Origin of the sequence: uncultured Paraglaciecola sp., assembly GCF_937123705.1 — a bacterium.
Taxonomy (GTDB): Bacteria; Pseudomonadota; Gammaproteobacteria; order Enterobacterales; family Alteromonadaceae; genus Paraglaciecola.
On record NZ_CAKZKO010000119.1, the window covers coordinates 1 to 3792 of the forward strand.

The window sequence follows — 3792 nt, forward strand, 5'->3', positions numbered from 1 at the left end:
CCTAAAATAATATGCGCACCGATCTCTTCTACATCACGAGGTAGCATCCCCTTAACAGTGCCATAGGTTCCAACAGGCATGAACGCCGGTGTTTCAACTGTGCCGCGCGGAAACTTCAGCCGGCCACGACGAGCCTGACCATCACTATTGTCTAATTCAAACTCCATAAAGGTCTTTCGACTCATGGATTAACCTCTTGATTGTTTTGCGGCAACACAAACATCGCATCACCATAGCTAAAAAAACGATAGCGGTTTTGAACCGCCGCTTGGTAGGCATTTAGCACATTCTGCCAGCCGGCAAATGCACTGACTAACATAATCAATGTCGATTCAGGCAAATGAAAATTAGTCACCATCGCATCAACACTTTTAAACTGGTAACCGGGATAAATAAAGATATCACTATCACCGGCAAAGGGCTGCAATTGCCCCGACTGAGAGGCCGACTCTAGGCTGCGCACTGACGTTGTGCCAATCGCTACCACCCGGCCACCGTTCCGGCGAGTCTCAGCGACTTGATCACACACAGCCTGACTGACTTCAATATACTCTTTATGCATCACGTGATCAGTAATATTATCCACTCGCACTGGCTGAAAAGTGCCCGCACCTACATGCAGAGTCACAAAACAACGCTCAACACCTTTCGCCTCACAAGCCGATAAAAAAGCTTCAGAAAAATGTAAGCCTGCAGTGGGTGCGGCTACCGCCCCATCACGACAACCAAACACAGTTTGATAGCGCTCACGGTCGTCCAACTCATCTTTTCTATCAATATAAGGCGGCAAAGGCATATGACCTATGGCTTTCATCACCTCAAAGGCATCGCCACCAGCAATAAACTCAAGCTCAAACAAAGCATCATGACGCCCTAATACCTTTACCTTAGCAGCAACCTCATCGGCATCAGCGTCGGCACACAAGTACAGCTCTGCACCTGGCTTAGGGGATTTACTCGAACGCACATGAGCCAATACACGGCTGCTATCAAGCACTCGCTCAACCAAAATCTCTATTTTGCCACCCGTGGCCTTTCGACCCCACAACCGAGCAGGTAAAACACGGGTATCGTTAAAGACCAATAAATCACCGGGGTTTAACAGCGCTAACAAATCAGTAAATGATTGATGGTCCACCGCGCCGGTCTGGCCATTTAATGCCAATAAACGACTGCCCTCTCTATCAATGGTCGGATAGCGAGCAATCAATTCGTCGGGCAGGTCGTAATGGAAGTCAGATAATTTCATCGCACATAAACAGGCTAAAATAAGGCGCGCAAGACTACCGCAAAAGGCCCCGTCAAACCACAGAAGTGCGTGGTTTTTGAACAACCTAGGATTAATTTAAAGAAAATGATTAAAAGTTTTGACCTTTTGATCGCGATTGATATAATTCGCGCACTTTCTAGGGCAGCAGCCCAAAAGACTGTGCCAGCGTGATGAAATTGGTAGACATAGGGGATTCAAAATTCTCAAGCGATTTTGTATCCCAAGTGAAAATTAAGCTTTTCTGTGGTGTACCTGTGAAAGGATTTGCGGGTAGTATAAAAAAGGACTGTCGGCAGACAATAAATGTATTTAGTGCCAGAGTGGTGAAATTGGTAGACACAGGGGATAAGCGAAAGCCAGTGTCTTTAAAAAACTGAGTCCCCCTTGTGAGTAATCGCAAGTGAGAAAAACTGGATGAATTGCTGGAAACTCTAAGTCTAGAAATAGATAGGACAATCAGCAGCCAAGCCGTCTGAGACGGAAGGTTCAACGACTACCTGAGCTATTGCGAAATAGCTTAATAACAGGAAGTAGCTTGGATTAGAACCCAAGTGAAACAGCGTCCAGCTCCTAAATACATTTAGGATGATGATATAGTCTGGCTAACATCGAAAGATGATAGGTTAATGTCAAAATCCCCCGCCTTCACGGGTGTGCCGGTTCGAGTCCGGCCTCTGGTACCATTTTTCCCCCACCTAAACGCAACGGATTATTTTCGGCCATCGGCTCAGACTAGCGCCTTGGGATACACTGGGGATACAAACTGGAGTAATTCCGATACTCGTCGAGTAATGCTAGATAATACATCTAACAATATGCAATAGGCTCAAGATGCAAGGAATTGCATATGGGTAAACCATCCTTTCAATGGAACCGTACGCTGAGTAAGAAACCGGTAGCATCTGGACTATTCAAATCCTGAATAACACCGCCCTCTAGTACCCAGCGCCCTTGTGTCCACTGCAGGCCCAAGGTGAATTGATGAACAACCGAAGCACCCTTTAGCCAGCGGCCACCCAGCTCAACAAGTCCATACACCTCTGACTGAATCCCCCACTCTGGATACACCGCTGGGATCAATCTATGCTGCCAGGATAGATCATAGCGTGCAGAATCCCGCCGATCACCGGTTCCTCGCTGATATAGAGCATCAATATCCCATTCGTTCTCATCCCGAAACCAGGTAGCTACTGCACCAGTTTGAAACGCCCCATCACGTGAGCTATCTGTTGGAATCACTGCACCGCCCAACAAGCCCAGACGACGCGTTCCTTTAGGTTCATCTATCTGAGAAACAACCTGTCGGTATAGCAGGCTAAAATCCCCTAGCTTTTTATCATCGCTAGATGACAGGCGGTAGGGAACACCAAATAACAGCGTCTTTCTGTGATCGATACCATAGGCCAGGTTGGCTGTTAACTGGTTAACATTGGATTCATTGTCGTGGCTAACAACACCGCGCAAGACAGTACCACCCTTCTCTACCGGTAGCGCCACGAAAGAGTGCAAACCCATACCCAAGGCGCTCGACTGGAAACACAGCCCAAGCAGACCGATCCACAGTGGTGTCGCCCATTTATTTGACATGGACTTTGACCGGTGTAAATCCGGAATCAATGATTGCCTGTTTGATTGCATCAATATCGGCCTTTTTATCACCAGTATCGACCCTAACCTTTTTGTTTTTTAAGCTAACATCTACCTGAGTAATTTCAGGTAACTTGCCCAGTTTACGTTGCAAACTATCGACACAGAACGCGCACGTCATACCGTAGATATCAATTTCCAAAGTCTCAGAAAATGCTGTGGCGGGCAATGCAATGCCCATTAACAGTATCAATAAGGTCATGGTTTTCATCTTAACCTCCCTAAACACCCAAAAGGTTCCTGAGGGGCAATAACAAAAAGGCAGCAGAAAATCCTACTGACCATACCGCCAAGGCCAGAAAAAAAATGCGTCGATTCCAGGTTTGTGCTCGTTTACAACGATCAACCAAAACTGGATCAGCGGGACAACTGACAGGGCTTTTCCAGAGCACCCATGCAGCAACCCCCAAAATCAGGGCTGAACCACCAAACATCCATGACTCATAGGATGCCAACGCGACTAACACGGGAAATTGGCTGGTTAAGGACGCTACGACTGCCCCCATACCAATGCTGACCAAAAGAATGGGGAGTGCACAGCAAAGCAAGGTGCCAGTGGAAGCAAAGAGAGCCAACCACCCCAACGCTTTTTTGGAGCCCTCGCCAGATTCCCTATTCATCGACAACATCCCGTTTTTTCGCCGGATTTATTGGCCTTCTGGATCGGTGGACAGTGAATACTGCCATAAGAACAAAATACGCAGCAGTCGCCCGCCACAGGCTTCAATACCACAGAACACTGGGGACATTGAAAGAAATACATGCAGGCGTCTTCCGGCATAATTTCCACTGTTTTGTGGCCACATTCAGGGCAGATCAGCTCAGATTCAAGCATGGTTGTCATCGGCATACCTCTATCATTTTGAGCCACTAGT

General features: G+C 47.3%; 6 protein-coding genes. All 6 read right to left on the reverse strand.

The window, feature by feature from the left end; genetic code table 11:
- Nucleotides 1-185 (reverse strand): tRNA-guanine transglycosylase (locus tag Q0688_RS14875; protein WP_367179800.1); only part of this gene is annotated, 185 nt, incomplete at its 3' end.
- Nucleotides 182-1249, reverse strand: a complete 1068-nt coding sequence (gene queA / locus Q0688_RS14880) for a tRNA preQ1(34) S-adenosylmethionine ribosyltransferase-isomerase QueA (RefSeq protein ID WP_299078359.1) — start codon at nucleotides 1247-1249, stop codon at nucleotides 182-184. The genes Q0688_RS14875 and queA, both read right to left, overlap by 4 nt.
- An 885-nt stretch (nucleotides 1250-2134) precedes the next feature.
- Nucleotides 2135-2785 carry a hypothetical protein gene (locus tag Q0688_RS14885; RefSeq protein ID WP_299078370.1) on the reverse strand — a complete coding sequence of 217 codons (651 nt, stop codon included), beginning with the start codon at nucleotides 2783-2785 and terminating at the stop codon, nucleotides 2135-2137.
- 61 nt (nucleotides 2786-2846) lie between these two features.
- Nucleotides 2847-3128: a heavy metal-associated domain-containing protein gene (locus Q0688_RS14890; RefSeq protein ID WP_299078362.1), complete on the reverse strand. Its 282-nt coding sequence runs from the start codon at nucleotides 3126-3128 to the stop codon at nucleotides 2847-2849.
- A 10-nt stretch (nucleotides 3129-3138) separates the two neighbouring features.
- Nucleotides 3139-3537: a hypothetical protein gene (locus Q0688_RS14895; protein ID WP_299078364.1), complete on the reverse strand. Its 399-nt coding sequence runs from the start codon at nucleotides 3535-3537 to the stop codon at nucleotides 3139-3141.
- Nucleotides 3534-3761, reverse strand: coding sequence for a GDCCVxC domain-containing (seleno)protein (locus Q0688_RS14900; RefSeq protein ID WP_367179801.1), 228 nt, complete (start codon nucleotides 3759-3761; stop codon nucleotides 3534-3536). The genes Q0688_RS14895 and Q0688_RS14900 overlap by 4 nt, the downstream gene beginning before the upstream one ends.
- Nucleotides 3762-3792 lie beyond the last annotated feature (31 nt).